Here is a 16043-nt window from a genome sequence, read left to right as displayed (position 1 = left end):
GGATGTCCGTTCGCCGCTCCCTTTCCCTGCACGGCATCCTGCTGGGCAGTTTCGTGCTCACGGGGCTGGTCGGATGGCTGTCGCCGTTCGGGGGCCATTGGCTGACCCGCGCTGCTATCGGCTGGGACGTGGGCGCGGGGGTCTTCATCGCCGCCACCCTGTGGCGCATGGCGCGCGCCGAAGGGGTGGATGCGATCCGCAAGCGGGCGGCGGCTCTGGATCAGGCGGGCCATTGGGTTCTGCCGCTCAGTCTGCTGGCCGCCATCGCCAGCATCGTCGTGGTGATCGGCGAGGCGACGCGGGGCGACGATCCCCTGACCAGCGGCCTGCTGTCGCTGGCGACCGTGGGCCTGTCATGGACCTTCATCCACCTGATCTTCGCCCTGCACTACGCCCATGCCTTTTATCAGGAGGAAAAGGCCGGCCCCAAGACGAAGGGCAAGGATCGCGGCGGCCTGCTCTTCCCGGGCGAGACCGAGCCCGACTACTGGGACTTCCTGCATTTCTCGCTGATCATCGGCGTGGCGTCGCAGACGGCGGATGTGCAGATTTCCGACCGGCATATCCGGCGCCTGTCCAGCATCCACAGCCTGACGGCCTTCACCTTCAACACGGTGATCCTGGCTCTGACGGTCAATCTGATGGTCGGGCTGCTGGGCAAATAGGCCTGACCGTCAAGGTAGGCAGGGTGTGAACGCCCGCCCCGGCCGGTGATGAATGCTTAACCGCGTCCGTGAACGGGACCGCAAGCGGCCGGGCCTATTGTGGCGACAAGGACGACACGCCGTCCGATCCGTATCGAGCGTTTGCGCCCATGCTGTTTCTTCTGAACGACGTCGTGTTCGATCTGGACGAGGCCTGCCCGGTCACGCCCGCCGACGCGCGCCGGTTCGAGAAGCTGGATTTCGACTATGTGCTGCAACTGGGCTGCGAGTTGTTCGCCGAGGACCCGCTGCTTCACCGCAACGATCCCGGGCGTGCACGACGTCTGGCCTGGCTGATCTCGGAACGCAGCCCGGATGTGAACGCCGCATTGTTCGCCGCCCCCTCGGTCGCCTGCAATCCCGATCTGGTCGAGCCGCGTTTCTGCGCCCTGCCCCACGTCGTCATGCAGCAGCTGCAGGCCAAAGGGCGTCGCCTCAACGCGGTCGCCGCAGACCGCGCCGTCTGGAACCGCCTCGCCGCCTGACCCTGTCGGGATCAGGACGGCCAAGAGGCGTTGTTTTCGCTACATCACCACGTTGAAGACGACGTGGACCACCGTGGCGATCGCGAAGATAAAGCCAAACCCGACCAGAAGGCCGAAGGCGGGATGCAAGGGTTTGCCTTCACGGCGCGGGCGGGCGTAGCGGTCTTGAGGATGGATTACGGCCATCGTTCTTTTCCTTTCCCTATGTCCAGACCACCTCATCGGCGCCTGGGCGGGCGTCCGGCTCTGACGGCTGGATCGTCCCTGCAAAGATAGAATGACTCGAAAAGCCCTTGGTTGCGAGGGGTTATTTTGACGCGCGAAAATCAATTTTTCGCCAGGATTTGGCCTTATTCAGAAAACGCCTCTTTACCATTGGGCGCAACCTCTGCGATCAGACCGCCATTCTGGGGGATGTTGAATGACTATGAAGATTGCGCGCGCCTGCGTCAGCGGCGCTCTGGCTGCTCTGGTCCTGACCGCTTCGCCGCAATCCGCTCGCGCTGACTGGCTTCGCGCCGAGAGCGAAAGATTCATCGTCTACAGCGAAGGCAACGAACGCTCGCTGCGGGAATATGTCCAGAAACTGGAAATGTTCGACCGGGTGATGCTGTTTCAATCCGGCATTCTCAGCAGCACCACGCCCCCTCGCAAACTGCCGATCTATCTGGTCAGCGGCCGGGCGGGCCTGACGAGGGTGCACCCTCAATCCACGCGTGACACCGTGGGCACCTATTTCCCGACCGAAGAAGACATCTTCGCCGTCGCCATACGCAATGACGACGGCATGGGCATGTCAGGCCAAGACGTGCTGATGCATGAGTACGCGCACCACTTCATGCTGGGGAACACACCCGGCGCCTATCCCGCCTGGTACGTCGAAGGCTTTGCCGAATACTATATGACGGCGGACATAAAAGTCTCTGATAACTCGGTCATTTTAGGCGGATACAATCAAAACCGCGCCTACTGGATCATGTCGGAAAACTGGATCCCGCTGGACGTCCTTCTGCGTTCCCGTCCAGACGAGGTGCGTAACGGCAGCCAGCGCACCACCTATTATCCGATCGCCTGGCTGCTGACGCACTGGTTCTTCAGCGACACCGAGCGGCGGACGCAGTTTCAAGCCTATCTAGCGGACATCGCAAAGGGAACGGACTCGGTCGAGGCCATGGAGCGGGCGACCGGCATGAGCCTGGAGCAGCTTCGGGCCGCCTTGCGGCGCTACACGCGCGCCAACCTGTCACGCCAACGCGTCGCGGGCCGGTTTCCAACGCCCGAAATCACCGTGACCCGCCTGCCGCGTTCCGCCAACGACCTGTTGCTGATCAACCAGCGGCTCAAGATCGGCGTGCCGCAGAACGACCGCGCCGCGCTGGGCGAAGAGGTCGCACGGCTGGCTGCACGACATGGCGACGATCCTCTGGCCCTGCTGGCGGCCGGTCATGCGGGGATGCATTTTGGAAATCGTCCGGCAGGGGAAACCGCCCTGCAACGCCTGCTCGAAATTGAGCCCGACAATATCGAGGCTCTGCAGTTCCTGGCCCAGGAAAGACTGCGCCAATTACGTGAGGCCGATAGCGATGCAGAGCAAAATGCTCTGAGGCGCGAGGCGCGCGACTATATCGCGCGCGCCTATGCCGCCGCCCAGAATGATTACCGCACCCTGATGCTGATGACCGAACTGCGTCAGGGCCAACCCAACTATCCCAATGACAATGACATGCTGGCGATGGGGCTGACGTTGGATCGGGCGCCGCAATTGCCTGCCGTGCGCTTCAACTACGCCGCGGCGCTGGCGGAAAAGAACGAGATTGACGAGGCGATCGCCGTCCTGCGCCCTCTGGCGAACAATCCGCACGGCGGCGGCGCCTCGCGTTACGCCAACCGCATGATTGCATCGCTGGAGGCCGGAGGAACCCTATCGGGCCTGGCGCAGGATGACGACGACGAGGTGGAAGACGTCCCATCAGACCCCGATGCGCCTGAGACCTGATGGCTGAGCGGTCAGTCCAGCGCCCTGTGAAAGAAACCCGCCGCATCCTTCAGTGCAGGCAGGTCCAGGGTCCGACCGGAACAGGCATGGACTTCTGACCGGCCCCCAGCGGCGCGGATGCGCTGACCGAACGTGACGGCGTCGGCGGCGACGACTGTGTCGTCATCTGCGCCGTATCCCAGCCAGATCGGCGGAGCGTTGGGACGGACGTAGGCGACGGGCTGGGTCCAGGTCGGGTCTGTGGTCTGTGCGACGCCGTAAACGCCCGCCAGACCGGCGGCGGCGCGGATCAGGTTCAGCTGGTCGACGGCGGCCATGTAGCGGCGATCCAGGGTGATCATCATCGCCAGCGCAGCCCCAGCCCCGTGGCCAATGACGCCCAGACGGGCCGCGTCGCCGCCATGGTCCGCGGCGTTGCGAGCTGTCTCCGCAGTCGCCAGGGCGGCGTCGGCGATGAGGGCGGGAGCCAGCGGCGGCGCCATCACCGGGTAGTCCGGCAGCGCCACCACGAAACCTCGCGCCGCCAACGCCAGAGCCGCTGGTTCATACTGTTCGCGCGCGTCGGGCTCACCGAAGAAGACCAGCATCGGAAGGCCCCTCGCCCCATGCGGCGCATAGAGGTCCAGCCTTTGGCGAGGATCGTCGCCATAGGGCAGATCGTGCGCGACGCGGCGCACGTCCCTGCTCAGCCGCCCGTCGAGCCCACCGCGCAGACCCAAAGGCGCGCAGGCGGCGCCCAGAAGGCCCAGCGCGGGCGCGAACAGGCCCCGGCGGGTCAGGTCGAATGCTCCATGCCCTTCAATAGGCCCGCGATCCTGTTCTCGGCAAAGAAAAGGGGCGCAGCCTTTCGACCGCGCCCCTCAATTTTCGATCCGATCTTCCGGCCTATTTGGCTGGGGCCAGATATTTGTTCAGCCAGCCGAACACCTCGTTGTGCCATTGCAGGCTGTTGGCCGGCTTCAGCACCCAGTGGTTCTCGTTGGGGAAGACGATCAGGCGGCTGTCGATGCCGCGACGCTGCAGCGCCGTGAAGGTCGACAGGCCCTGGGCGGTCGGGATGCGGAAGTCGCGGTCGCCCTGGACCACCAGCATCGGCGTCTTCCAGTTCTGGACGTGGTTGGCCGGGTTGAACTTCTGATAGCCTGCGGGATTTTCCCACGGCGTGCCGCCGTATTCCCACTCGGTGAACCACAGTTCCTCAGACGAATAGCCCATGCCGAAGGTGTCGAAGACGCCGTCGTGGTTGACCAGGCACTTGAAGCCGTCAGGCCAGTTGCCCGCGATCCAGTTGATCATATAGCCGCCGTACGAGGCGCCCAGGGCGCAGGCGTTCTGACCATCCAGGAAGCTGTATTTGGCCTGGGCTGCGGCCCAGCCCTTCTGCAGGTCCTCCAGCGGGCGGTCGCCCCAGTGCTGGCTGATCGCGTCGGTGAAGGCCTGGCCGTAGCCGGTCGAGCCGTGGAAATCGATCATCACCACCGCATAGCCCGCGCCTGCATAGGTCTCGGGGTTCCAGCGATAGGACCAGCCGTCGCCGAACGAGCCCTGCGGTCCGCCATGGATCAGGAAGGCGACCGGATATTTCTGGCCTTCGACATAGCCGACCGGCTTGATGACATAGCCGTGGACCGTCTCGTTGTTCCAGCCGGGGAAGTTGAACTGCTCATATTCGCCGAACGCCTTCTGGGCGAAGGACGGGTTGGCGTTGGTCAGGCGGCGCGGCATTTCGCGCCCCCGGAAGGTCTTGAAATAGAGGTCACCCGGCTCGCGCAGGGTGTCCTGGGCGAAGACGAAGCCCGACGGCGTCTGCTGGAAGGCCGAGACATGGCCTGCGCCCGTCAGGGGAACCACCGTGCCGTTGCCGACATCGACCGAGAACAGCTTGGTCGAACCGACATCGCCCGCGGTCGTGTACAGGGTGCGCCCGTCGCGCGACCATTGCAGGGTGTCGGCCGAGCGATCCCAGTTGGCGGCGATCTGACGCTTCTGGCCCGTGGCCACGTCCATCAGCACGATCTGATAGCGGTCAGCCTCGAAGCCCGGACGGGCCATGGCGCGATAGGCCAGGGTCTTGCCGTCCGGCGAGAAGACCGGGCCGGTGTCCCAGGCCAGGTTGTCTTCGGTCAGGTTGGTGAACTGTCCGTCGCCGGTCAGGCCGTTGGTCTTGAACAGGTCGAAGTTGGTGCTCCACGGCTCGCTGTGGCCAGCGACGCGGGCCGAGAACACGATGGAGTCGCCTGCGGGGGTGAAGACGAACTCGCTCTCGTCGCCGAACGGCTTGGAGGGGGTGTCGCCGTCAAAGCCCTTGGTGACCCAGGCCGGGGTTCCGGTCGCCCGGCCGTCGCGGCCGATCGACTGGACAAACAGGTGGTTCTGGGTGTGGTCGCTCCAGGTGTCCCAGTGACGCACGAACATGCGGTCATAGACCTGGCCGGTGGTCTTTTGCTCGGCGACTTCCTTGCCGTGCGCGACCGAGGCGTTCAGGTCGGCGGCGTTCGGATAGACGGCCAGGGACACCGCCACCTTGTCGCCCGTGGGGCTGACGCGATAGGCGTTCACATCGGTCGGCAGGTCCGTCACCTGAACCGCAGCCGCCGTGGGCGAGGCGACGCGCCACACCTGGCTGGAGCCCGACTTGTCCGACAGGAAATACAGATTGCCGTCGCCGCCCCAGCGGGCGGTGTTGGCCTTCTGGTCCGAGATGGCCAGACGGCGCGGCGCCTGATCGGGCGCGTTCAGATCCAGAATCCAAAGGCTGCCCGAACGGCTGTTGGCCGCCACATCCGTGGTCGTCACCGAATAGACGACATAGCGCCCGTCCGGCGACACCTGCGGATCACCCAGCCGGTTGGCCGAGATCATGTCCTGATAGGTGAAGGCGTTCGGGGCGGCGGGGGCCGCCGGAACGGGCGCAGGCGGCACCTGCGCCAGGGCGGGCGCAGCGGCCATCAGGGCAACAGCCGCACAGGCGGCGGACAACAGGGAGCGGTGATGCATGGGGCCTTCCTCGCAAAACAGTTGCCGCGAGGGGTAGCACCACAGTTCGTGGCGCGAAAGCGGTCCGCGCTTGCCCGCATCACGCGAACCGGCGACAAGCGATCTTCCATGGATTCCGCTTCGCCCCCCGCCAGACGCCAGCCGCACATTGTCGATGTGCTGATCGCCGAGCGTGCGCCGCGTTTGACCGCATCGCCCTTGTGGCCGGTCGTGCGGCCCGCCCTTTACGGGGTGCTGGGCTATGGGGCGGCGGTGCGGATGGCGGACGCCATTCGGCCCCTGTCGGGGGCCGGGACCTTCGACTATGTGTCGGACCTACTGAGGCTGAAGGTGACGACGACCAATCTGGACCGTCTGCCCGCCACGGGGCGCTGCATCGTGGTGTGCAACCACCCGACCGGGATCGCCGACGGGGTCGCTGTCTATGACGCGATCAAGCAGAGGCGCAGCGACATGATCTTCTTCGCCAACGCCGATGCGATCCGCGTCTCGCCGCGCCTGGATGAGACTATCATCCCCGTCGAATGGGTCCATGAGAAACGCACCCGCGAAAAGACCCGCGCCACCCTGAACGCGGCGAAAGAAGCCTTTGAGGCCGAACGCTGCGTGGTCATGTTCCCCGCCGGGCGTCTGGCGCGGGTGGGCGAGGATGGTCTGATCACCGACCCCGAATGGGCGCCGACCGCCGCCTCCATGGCGCGGAAATACGATGCGCCCGTCACGCCCATGCACGTCACGGGGCCCTACAGCCGCTTGTTCCACACCTTCGACCGCTTCTCGCAGGAACTGCGCGACGTGACCCTGTTCCACGAACTGCTGAACAAGGAGGGCAAGGATTTCGGCGTTGATGTCGGCCTGCCCATCCCGGCTGAACGGCTGGATGTGGACGCTGCAAAAGCGACTGAAGTCCTGAAACATTTCACCGAACGGACCCTGGCCGCCGATCATGACGCGGTGTTTGCATGAAGATTGAACTGCCCGACGCCGAGGCCACCACCCGCCTGGGTCAGGCCATCGCCCCCCTGCTCGCCCCCGGCGACAGCGTCCTGCTGTACGGACCGCTGGGCATGGGCAAGTCGACGCTGGCGCGCGGCCTGATCCGCGCCCTGACCACGCCGGACGAGGACGTGCCGTCGCCCACCTTCACCCTGGTCCAGTTCTATGAGAGCGACCCGCCCGTCGCCCATTTCGACCTGTACCGCCTGACCCGGCCCGAAGAGGCCTTCGAGATCGGTCTGGACGAGGCGCTGGACGAAGGCTGCGCCGTCATCGAATGGCCCGAACGTCTGGGCGAAGCGCCCGAGCGGTTCCTGGGTCCCGACCGCCTGACCCTTGTCATCGCAGAGGACGGCGAAGGCCGCCTTGCGACCGTTTCCGGCGCAGGCCGGTGGGAAGCCTTGATCGACCATGTCCGTCTCTGACCGCGAAACCCTCCGCATCGACTTTCTGAAGACCGCCGGCCTGTCCGACGCTGTGCGCCAGCCTCTGGCCGGGGACGCCTCGACGCGCCGGTACGAGCGGCTGATCCCGGCTGACGGCCCGACCCTGATGCTGATGGACCAGGCGCCTGCCGCCGAAAGCCCGCCGTGCGATCCGTCATGGACGCCGGATCAGCGTCGCGCTGCGGGCTGGAACGCCGTCGCCCGTCTGTCCGCCGGTCGTATCGAGGCCTTCGCCGCCGTCGCCGCCCATCTGAAACGCCTGAGCCTGTCCGCCCCCGAAATCCCGGCGCTGGACGCGCCGAACGGTCTGGCGGTGCTGGAGGATTTCGGCGACGCCCTGTTCGCCCGCGTGATCGAAGACGGCGCCGACGAGACGTCGCTTTATCTGGCCGCCATCGAGGCCCTGGCGGTCCTGCACGAAGCCGGAAATCCGCCCGAAATCCTGCAGGGTCCGGCAGGCGAATGGCCGCTGCTGACCTATGACGAGACGGCGTTGCAGGGCGGCGCGGACCTGTTCGTCGAATGGCTGCCGAAACTCGATGACCGGGTGTCGTTCGACGCCGCCGCCATCGCCGACTGGCGCGCAGCCTGGGCGCCTATCGTGGCTTCCGGCGCAGCGGGCGCCTCGGTCATGGCGCACCGCGACTATCATGCCGAGAACCTGATCTGGCTGCCCGAGCGTCAGGGCGCCGCCCGCGTCGGCATGATAGACTTCCAGGACGCGGTGCGCGCCCACCCGTCATGGGATCTGCACTCCCTGCTTCAGGACGCCCGGCGCGATGTCGCGCCCGCGCTGGAGGCTGAGGCTCTGGACCATTATTTCGCCCTGCGCCCCGATGTGGACCGTGCGGCCTTCATGGCCGATTACGCCGGTCTCGCGGCGCTGAATCAGGCGCGGATCATCGGCATCTTCGCCCGCCTGATCGCCCGCGACGGCAAGCCGCGCTACCGCCAGTTCCTGCCGCGCATGTGGCGGCATCTGAACGCCAATCTGGAACAACCCGCCCTGGCGCCCGTCGCCCGCTGGTTCGACCGCCATGTTCCAGCCGAGGTCCGCGCATGAAGGCTCCGACAAAGGCGATGGTGTTGGCCGCGGGACTGGGCACGCGGATGCGTCCGCTGACCAATGACCGGCCCAAGGCCCTGGTCGAGGTGCAGGGCCGCGCCCTGATCGACCATGTGCTGGATCGGCTGGCCGATGCGGGCGTGACCGGGGCCGTGGTCAATGTCCACTGGTTCGCCGAGCGGCTGGAGCAGCATCTGGCGGCGCGTAGCCGAGAGCCGCAGATCGTCATCTCCGACGAACGCGCCGAACTGCTTGAGACCGGCGGCGGGTTGAAGAAAGCTCATGCCCTGCTGGGCGATGATCCGGTCTTCGTCGCCAATATCGACAGCGTCTGGATCGACCGTGGCGACGCTCTTGGCGACCTCGTCCGCCTTTGGGACCCTGAGACGATGGACGCCGCCCTGCTGCTGGCCCGGCGCGAGGGCTCCATCGGTTTCGAGGGTGGTGGCGACTTCTTTCTGGCCGATGACGGCCGACTGACCTTCCGCGGCGACGCCCCGTCCGCCCCCTTCGCCTATATGGGGGTCCACATCACCCGGCCCGGATACGCCGACCAGGGCCCCGACGGCGCTTTCTCGCTGAGCCCCCTGTGGCGCAGATCGGCGGCTGAAGGCCGCCTGTTCGGCTGCGTGCTGGACGGCGACTGGATGCACGTCGGCGACCCGCAGGCGCGCGATGAGGCCGAGGCGAAACTGGCGGGAGCGGCGTGACCGCGTTCGATCCCTTCGGCGGGCCTGGCCCTCGCTGGCGCGTCATTCCGGCGCATAGGCCCTTCCTCGAAGACCTGGCGGCGGGGGTGCTGGCGTGGCTGGGCGAACTGCCGCCCGAGACCCTGTCGGACGCGACCATACTGCTGCCCAACCGCCGGGCGGCGCGGGCCTTCACCGGGGCGCTGTCCAAGCTGGCGGACGGGCGGCCCGTGCTGCTGCCGCAGGTGCGGCCTCTGGGCGATCTGGAGGAGGACGAGCCGCCCTTCACACCCGGCGCCCTGGGCCTGGACCTTGCGCCCGCCATCGCCCCCCTGACGCGCCGGTTCGAGATGGCGCGGATGATCGTGGAGCAGTTCGACAGCGATCTGACGCCGATGCGGGCGCTGGATCTGGCGGACGCCCTGGGCGGCTTCCTCGATTCCTGCCAGTTGGAAGAGGTTCCCGATCCCGAACGGGTCGCCAAACTGGTCGACGGCGAAATGGCCGAACACTGGGAGCGGTCCGCCGAATTCCTGAGCCTGGGCGTCATCGCCTGGCCGAAGCGTTTGGCCGAACTGGGTCTGGTCGATCCGGCGTGGCGGCGCGCCACTCTGCTGCGCCGTCTGGCCGACCTGTGGGACGCCCATCCCCCCAGCCAGCCGGTCATCGCCGCCGGATCGACCGGCACCGTGCCCGCCGCCGCCGACGTTCTGGGCGCCGTGGCCCGCGCGCCTCTGGGCTGCGTGGTCCTGCCGGGGCTTGATCTTGATCTGGACGACCGCGTCTGGGACCAGATCGACGAAGAGAACGAGCAACACCCCCAGCGCGCCCTGAAACGCCTCTTGGAGCGCCACGGCATCGACCGTCACGCCGTGCGCCCGTGGTTCCAGCCGCCGGTCGCGTCCCAGACGGAGCAGCGCGGTCTGGCCCGCCAGCGCCTGTTGAACGAAGCCCTGCGCCCCGCCGACGCGACCGGAGACTGGCGCGAGGCCATCCGCGACATCCGCGCCCGTGCGGTGGAGGCGGGCCGCGCCGCCGACCCCATCGCCGAGGGGCTGCAGGGCCTGTCGGTCCTGAACCTGCGGCATGACGAAGAGACCGCCGCCGCCATCGCCCTGATGATGCGCGAGACGCTGGAGACGCCCGGCAAGACCTGCGCCCTGGTCACGCCGGATCAGGGTCTGGGCCGCCGCGTCGCCACGCGTCTGGAACGCTGGGGCGTGGTGCCTGACGCCTCGGCCGGTCAGCCGCTGAACCGGATGCCTGGGGGCGTGCTGGTCGAACTGTGCGCGCGCTGGATCGCCGCCCCGACCGATCCGCAGGTGCTGCTGGGCCTGCTGAAGCATCCGCTGGTCCAGTTGGACCTTGGAGAAATCGACGCCGCCCGCGCTGTCGTAGCCTTCGAGGACATGGCCTTGCGCGGCCCGCGTCACGCCAGTTTCGCGCGGCTGAACAGGAAGCTGGACCGCGCCCTGTCGCCAGACCGCGATGGCGCCCCGCCGTCTGAGGGCCGCCTGAAACGCCATGCCCAGGCGCGCGCCCTGGCCGATCATCTGGAGAGGCTGATCACAACGGCCCGCGCGTCCTTCAGCCCCGACGCGCCGCTGGACGCCGCCGCCCGCGCCCTGACCGTGTTGATCGAGGCGCTGGCGGGTCAGAACGCCTGGGCCGGGCCGGATGGCGAATGCGCCGCCGGTCTGTTGTCGAACCTGATCACCGGCGGAGCCTCGCTGGGCGCCGTCTCAACCGGGGACATGGTCGAACTGATCAAGGGGCTGCTGGCCGACGCCGTGGTGCGCACGGGCGGGGCGACCCATCCGTCGCTGCGTATTCTGGGCGCCATCGAGGCGCGTCTGGTGCGGGCCGACCGGATGATCCTGGCCGGGCTGGAGGAAGGCGTCTGGCCGCAGGGCGCGCCGGTCGATCCCTTCCTGTCGCGCCCCATGCGAAAGGCGCTGGGCCTGCCCCCGCCCGAGCGCCGCATCGGCCAGAGCGCGCAGGATTTCGTTCAGGCCGCCTGCGCCGACGAGGCCATATTGATCCACACCGAACGGCGCGGGGGGCAACCCGCCGTCCGCTCTCGCTGGCTGTGGCGGCTGGACATGCTGACGCGCGGCGCGAACACGGCGGAAACGCCGGTCGCCGTTTCCGCCCCCGCCCATGTCGCCGACTGGACCCGTGCGCTGGATGCGCCTTTGCGCGACACGCCCGACTATGCGCGCCGCCCCGCCCCGACCCCGCCGGTGGACCGCCGTCCGCGCAACCTGCCCGTCACGGGGATCGAGCGCTGGGTGCGCGACCCCTACGCCGTCTATGCCCAGCGCATTCTGGAGTTGAAGGTGCTGGACCGGCCCGGCGCCTCGGCCGAGGCCATGGCGCGCGGCAACGCCATCCACGAGGCCATCGAACAGATGGTCCGCGTCTGGCCCGATGTCCTGCCCGAAGACTGCGCCGACCAGATCGCCGACTTCATCATGACCGCCATGACCGACGCCGGGTTCGAGGATGCGGCCCTGGCGCGCGAACGCCCGCTGGCCCGGAACGCCGCACTGTGGCTGGAGCGGTTCGAGCGGGAACGGCGTGCGCGCGGGGCGACCCTGCTGATCGAGCAATCGGGCGCCGTCGTCTTTGACGCCCCCGCAGGCCCCTTCACAGTCACGGCCCGCGCCGACCGGATCGAACTGGATGCGACGGGGGCGGCGGTTCTGGACTTCAAGACCGGCCAGACGCCCAGCCAGAAACAGGTGGTGCAGGGGTTCGCGCCACAACTGACCCTGACCGCCGCCATCCTGGCTGAGGGCGGGTTCGACGCGCCCCCGACCGAGGCGACCGAACTGCTGTACGTCAAGGTCACCGGCCGCCGCGACCCGGGCAAGGTGGACGACGTCTCACGTCAGGGGCGCGGCAACACCCAGACCGCAGCCCAGATGGCGGCGCGCGAATTGGACCGGCTGAAGCTGGGCGTCGCCGCCTTTGATGACGAGGCCACGCCCTACACCTCATGGGTGGCGCCGCAGTTCATGGGCAATTTCGGCGGCAACTACGACCATCTGGCGCGCGTCTGGGAATGGCACGTCGTCGGCGGCGAGGACGAGGCGTCCGAATGACCGATCTGTCCCCAATGGATATGGCCCGCGCCCATCAGGCGACCGCCGCCGACCCCGGCCTGTCGGTCTTCGTCACCGCCAACGCCGGCTCGGGCAAGACCACCACCCTGGTCAGCCGCGTGGCGCGCCTGCTGCTGAAACGGGTGCGGCCCGGGGAAATCCTGTGCGTCACCTACACCAAGGCCGCCGCCGCCGAGATGCAGGCGCGGCTGTTCGAACGGCTGGGCGAATGGGCGGTCGCCAACGACAGGGCGTTAGCCGCCGATCTGGCGAAACTGGACGGGCGCGATCCCGCCAGCCTGACCGACGCCGAACTGTCCGAGGCCCGTGTCCTGTTCGCCCGCGCGCTGGAGACGCCTGGCGGGCTGAAGATCCAGACCATCCACGCCTTCTGCGAGAAGCTGCTGCGGCGGTTCCCGCTGGAGGCCGGGGTCGCGCCGGGGTTCGAGGTGCTGGAGGATCAGGCGGCCCTGGCCCTGTCCCACGCCGCACGCGAGGACCTGGCCCGCTACGCCCTGAACGACGCCGACGGTCCGGTGGGCCGCGCCTACGCCCATTTCGCCGTCGAACTGGCATGGAGCGATTTTCATTCGCTGTTGGACGCGATCGAGGCGAAACGCGAGCCGCTGCTGGACTATCTGGCGCGCATCGACGCCGGGACCGCGCCCGGTCCGCATGAACTGGTCGGCGTCACGCGCGACGAAACCCCCGCCCAGATCGAGGCCGGGTTCATGGACTGGCTGAACCCCGCCGACTGGCTGGCCGCCGCCGAAGGGTTCGCCACGGGCGGCGCCAATGACAAGAAACTGGCGGGCCAGATGCGCGAGGCCGTTCCGCCCGCCACGACCCTGGCCGCGATGACGCCCATCTTCATCGATTCCAAGGGCGTGGCGCGCGACAAGTTCGGCACGTCCAAGGCCCCGCCCGGCGCGGCCTCCTATTTGGCGGATGTGTCGCTGAAATACGTCTCGACGCTGGACCGGGTGCGCGCCGCGCGCGTGGCGGACGAGACGGAGAAGGTGCTGACCCTGGCCCGCGTCCACGCCGCCCTTTACGAGGCCGCCAAACGGGCGGACGGCGCGCTGGACTTCACCGATCTGGTCGGACGCACGGTCGAACTGCTGACCAAGCGGGCCACAGCCGCCTGGGTTCTGTACAAGCTGGACGGGGGGATCGAGCATGTCCTGATCGACGAGGCCCAGGACACGGCGCCCGATCAGTGGGACATCGTCCGGGCGCTGACGGAACCCTTCTTCGCAGGGTCAGGCGCCGAGCGGAAGGACGCGGCCATCCCCCGCACCGTCTTCGCCGTGGGCGATGAGAAACAGTCGATCTATTCCTTCCAGGGCGCCAAACCGGAGCGGCTGCGTCAGGAAGCCCGCGTCTATGATGATCTGGTGCGGGCGGCGGGCGCCGACTTCCGCGAAGTGCCGCTGGACACTTCTTTCCGCTCGACGGAGGAGGTGCTGCAATTCGTGGACGCCGCCTTCGACAGCCCCGGCCGCACCCGCGCCCTGGTGGGCGAGACCGGCGAAATCGCCATCCACCGCCCCGCCCGTCTGCAACAGTATGGGGCGGTCGATCTGTGGCCCCTGTTCGAAGACCCGGCGACGCCCGAGCGCGAAGCCTGGAACGCCCCGGTCGACAAGGAAGACAGCCGCAGCGCCCGCAAACAGCTGGCCCAGTCGCTGGCGCGCGAGATCAGACAGCAGGTCGAGGCGGGCGCCGCCATCTATGACCCGAAACAGCGCGGCGTGCTGCGCCCGGTCCGGTATGGCGACTTCCTGGTGCTGGTGCGCCGCCGCGATGCGACGTTCGAAGAAATCATCCGCGCGCTGAAGACCGAGGGCGTGCCGGTCGCAGGCGCTGACCGGCTGAAGCTGTCGAACCATATCGTCTTTGATGATCTGATCGCGCTGGCGCGGTTCGCCCTGTTCCCCGACGACGACCTGTCATTGGCCGAAATCCTGCGCAGCCCCTTCTGCGACGTGGCGGACTTCGGCCCTGCCGACGCCCTTTATCCGTTGGCGGACAAGGTGGGCCGCGAGGGGCGCAGCCTGTGGCGGGAACTGCAGCGCCGCGCCCACGAGCATCCCGCCTGGGCCGCCGCGCGCGATCTGATGGCGACGCTGATCGAGGCGCGCGACCGCGATCCCTTCGCCTTCTTCTCCGCCGCCCTGAACCGGGTCGGACCGGATGGCCGGTCGGGCAGAGCGCGGATTCTGGACCGGCTGGGCCGCGAGGCCGAAGAGGCCATCGACGAAACCCTGGCCCAGGTTCTGGCGGCCGAGGAACGCGGCGGACGCGATCTGGAGACCTGCCTCAATCTGCTGGAGCAGGCCGACGTCGAGGTGAAGCGCGAGATGGAGGGCGCGCGCGACGAGGTCCGCGTCATGACCGTACACGGCTCCAAGGGGCTGGAGGCGCCCATCGTCATCCTTCCCGACACCACTGGCAAGGCGAAGCCTCAGGGACCGACCCTGATGCCCGCGACCCTGGCCGATGGTTCGGAGGCCTGGCTGATGTGTCCGTCCAGCGCCAAGTCCGACAGCACCGTATCCGCCGAGGTGCGGCAGGCGCGGGTGGACCGCACCGACGCGGAATCCCTGCGCCTGCTCTATGTGGCCCTGACCCGCGCCCGCGATCGCCTGATTGTCATGGGCAGGAAGATGAGCCGTCCGAAAGAGACAGGCTATGAGGAAGGCAGCTGGTGGGACGTGATCGCCGGAACCTTCGAGCGGCTGGCGCAGGACCGGCCTGACGCGGTTCAGTTGCTGGACGGCGGGCGGCTGAGGTTCGGGGCCGATCCGGAAACCACGCCTCGCACGGCGCTGTCGACGGCCGCCGCAACCGCCATTCCGGCCTGGGCGACCACGCCGCCGCCCGCAGACGCCGCCGCCCGCTTCGCCGCGCCGTCGCGGATGGAGGGCTCCATCCGCATCCCCGCCCCCTCGCCCCTGGCCAAGAGCAGTTCGGGCGGCGCGGATCTGGGCCGGTTCCGGCGCGGCGACCTGATCCACCGTCTGCTGGAACGGCTGCCGGACATCGCCCCCGCCGACCGGGCCGACGCCGCCGTGCGCCTGTTGTCGCGTGAGACCGATCTGGACGACGCACAGCGCGCCGAGATGATCGCCGCTGCCTTCTCGGTGCTGGACGACGCCCGCTTCGCCCCGGTGTTCGGCCCCGGCTCGCGCGCCGAGGTCGCCCTGACGGGCTCCGCGCCCGGCCTGCCGTCCGGCGTGTCGATCAACGGCCGCATCGACCGGCTGGTGGTGACGCCGGAACGGGTTCTGGTCGTCGACTACAAGACCAACCGCCCCGCCCCCGACGCCATAGAGGCGGTCGATGCGGCCTATGTGCTGCAGGCGGCGGTCTATGTGGCGGTGCTGAAACGCCTGTATCCTGACCGCCCGGTCGAGGCCGCGCTGGTCTGGACCGACGGGCCGAAGCTGATGCCGATTCCGCAGGCGATGCTGGAGGCGGCGCTTTCGACCAGTTGAATTGGCCGCGATTCGCTCCCACATCTGTGGCCGAACCCGGACGCATCCGGACAACCT

12 protein-coding genes are annotated in these 16043 nt (G+C 68.0%); 9 read left to right on the top strand and 3 right to left on the bottom strand.

All coding sequences use genetic code 11. The features are described from left to right. The first annotated feature begins 2 nt into the window (after nt 1–2). A complete protein-coding gene (locus JKF87_RS11255; protein ID WP_201099974.1) occupies nt 3–665 on the top strand; it encodes a DUF1345 domain-containing protein in 663 nt (220 codons plus the stop codon). A 68-nt stretch (nt 666–733) separates the two neighbouring features. Beyond that, nucleotides 734–1189: a hypothetical protein gene (locus JKF87_RS11250; protein WP_307417907.1), complete on the top strand. Its 456-nt coding sequence runs from the start codon at nt 734–736 to the stop codon at nt 1187–1189. 39 nt (nt 1190–1228) lie between these two features. Here the strand turns inward: JKF87_RS11250 and JKF87_RS11245 are convergent, their stop codons facing one another. Continuing rightward, nucleotides 1229–1375, bottom strand: coding sequence for a hypothetical protein (locus JKF87_RS11245; RefSeq protein ID WP_236261305.1), 147 nt, complete (start codon nt 1373–1375; stop codon nt 1229–1231). A gap of 235 nt (nt 1376–1610) precedes the next feature. On the opposite strand from JKF87_RS11245, the gene JKF87_RS11240 reads away from it, so the two are divergent. Further along, nucleotides 1611–3185: a hypothetical protein gene (locus JKF87_RS11240; protein WP_201099973.1), complete on the top strand. Its 1575-nt coding sequence runs from the start codon at nt 1611–1613 to the stop codon at nt 3183–3185. Between the two features lie 11 nt (nt 3186–3196). Here the strand turns inward: JKF87_RS11240 and JKF87_RS11235 are convergent, their stop codons facing one another. Both JKF87_RS11235 and JKF87_RS11230 read right to left on the bottom strand, forming a co-directional pair. Further along, nucleotides 3197–3862, bottom strand: a complete 666-nt coding sequence (locus JKF87_RS11235) for an alpha/beta hydrolase (RefSeq protein WP_307417905.1) — start codon at nt 3860–3862, stop codon at nt 3197–3199. 208 nt (nt 3863–4070) lie between these two features. Further along, complete coding sequence (locus JKF87_RS11230) at nt 4071–6182, bottom strand: S9 family peptidase (protein ID WP_201099972.1); 2112 nt, start codon at nt 6180–6182, stop codon at nt 4071–4073. A 108-nt stretch (nt 6183–6290) separates the two neighbouring features. Here JKF87_RS11230 and JKF87_RS11225 point away from each other — a divergent pair, with 108 nt between their 5' ends. Genes JKF87_RS11225 through addA form a run of 6 tightly spaced genes read left to right on the top strand, consistent with a single transcriptional unit; the run spans nt 6291 to nt 15986 of the window. After that, nucleotides 6291–7148 (top strand): GNAT family N-acetyltransferase, encoded by an 858-nt coding sequence (locus JKF87_RS11225; RefSeq protein WP_201099971.1) that lies wholly within the window; start codon nt 6291–6293, stop codon nt 7146–7148. Further along, nucleotides 7145–7603 carry a tRNA (adenosine(37)-N6)-threonylcarbamoyltransferase complex ATPase subunit type 1 TsaE gene (tsaE, locus tag JKF87_RS11220; RefSeq protein ID WP_201099970.1) on the top strand — a complete coding sequence of 153 codons (459 nt, stop codon included), beginning with the start codon at nt 7145–7147 and terminating at the stop codon, nt 7601–7603. The genes JKF87_RS11225 and tsaE overlap by 4 nt, the downstream gene beginning before the upstream one ends. Continuing rightward, nucleotides 7590–8687 carry an N-acetylmuramate/N-acetylglucosamine kinase AmgK gene (amgK, locus tag JKF87_RS11215; RefSeq protein ID WP_201099969.1) on the top strand — a complete coding sequence of 366 codons (1098 nt, stop codon included), beginning with the start codon at nt 7590–7592 and terminating at the stop codon, nt 8685–8687. Before tsaE ends, amgK begins: the two co-directional genes overlap by 14 nt. Next, on the top strand, nt 8684–9400 hold the full coding sequence (murU, locus tag JKF87_RS11210; protein ID WP_236261303.1) for an N-acetylmuramate alpha-1-phosphate uridylyltransferase MurU: 717 nt from the start codon (nt 8684–8686) through the stop codon (nt 9398–9400). The genes amgK and murU overlap by 4 nt, the downstream gene beginning before the upstream one ends. Continuing rightward, nucleotides 9397–12486 (top strand): double-strand break repair protein AddB, encoded by a 3090-nt coding sequence (addB, locus tag JKF87_RS11205; RefSeq protein ID WP_201099968.1) that lies wholly within the window; start codon nt 9397–9399, stop codon nt 12484–12486. The genes murU and addB overlap by 4 nt, the downstream gene beginning before the upstream one ends. Further along, nucleotides 12483–15986: a double-strand break repair helicase AddA gene (addA, locus tag JKF87_RS11200; RefSeq protein ID WP_236261302.1), complete on the top strand. Its 3504-nt coding sequence runs from the start codon at nt 12483–12485 to the stop codon at nt 15984–15986. Before addB ends, addA begins: the two co-directional genes overlap by 4 nt. Nucleotides 15987–16043 lie beyond the last annotated feature (57 nt).

This window comes from Brevundimonas nasdae, assembly GCF_016654005.1.
Lineage (GTDB): Bacteria > Pseudomonadota > Alphaproteobacteria > Caulobacterales > Caulobacteraceae > Brevundimonas > Brevundimonas nasdae.
The sequence above is the reverse complement of the archived record's forward strand: the minus strand, read 5'-3'. Positions and strand labels throughout refer to the sequence as shown.